Source organism: Ornithinibacillus salinisoli (assembly GCF_042684965.1).
In the GTDB taxonomy this organism is placed as follows: domain Bacteria; phylum Bacillota; class Bacilli; order Bacillales; family Amphibacillaceae; genus Ornithinibacillus; species Ornithinibacillus salinisoli.
Genome location: NZ_JBHUMI010000028.1, coordinates 1 through 684, shown reverse-complemented (window position 1 = coordinate 684; position 684 = coordinate 1). Strand labels below are relative to the sequence as shown.

The following is a 684-nucleotide window of genomic DNA, read 5'->3' as shown; positions in this document are numbered from 1 at the left end:
TCTGATCATGGTAAGTGCGAATTTCCGTTTTGACACGAGAGCGTTTTTCTATTTCGCTTCTTCTCGCTCGAGTGATCTGTTGAAGTTGTTTATAAATACCTGTGCTTAACTTTGAATTAGTTGCTTTATTACCGATCAAAACTTCGGCAATTAAATACAAATCAATATCATCTGTTTTTGTGTACGTTAGGTGCTGTTTTCTTTCTTCATGGGTGGATGCAGGGTTAATAATATGAACAGATAACCCATAATCCATTAGAATGCGAACAATATCTTCATAGTATTGACCTGTTGCTTCAATCCCAATGAAAACTTTTTCCGTTTGAAGCTCTTCTTTTGCTTTTTCAATTTTATCAGTAAGAACTTTCATTCCTGTTCGACTGACCATGAAAGAAAAGGAAGGTTCTATACATTCACCAAAATAATTTAAAATCATTGCCTTTTGTAGAACTTTGGAAACATCGATTGGAACAATTAAAACTTTTTCCAAATTCATACAACGAAGCTCTTTTGCGAATTGACTTCTTCTTAACCCTTGTTTACTATTAAGTAGTCTCATTGACTATGGCCTCCTTGGTGGGTGGTAGATTGAGTTAAACTTGGTTAAGTACTTCAATCGTAGCATAGTCAATGGGACTTTTTGTGTTTGAATATATTATTTCAAACACCAGGAAATTATAAAAT

The 684-nt window shown here is 33.9% G+C and carries 1 protein-coding gene; it reads right to left on the bottom strand.

Features of this window, described 5'->3' with window-relative positions; translation table 11 throughout:
• Positions 1–559, bottom strand: a 559-nt coding sequence (locus tag ACFSTA_RS18700) for an IS110 family transposase (protein ID WP_377558360.1), incomplete at its 3' end; no start/stop codon positions are given.
• Positions 560–684 lie beyond the last annotated feature (125 nt).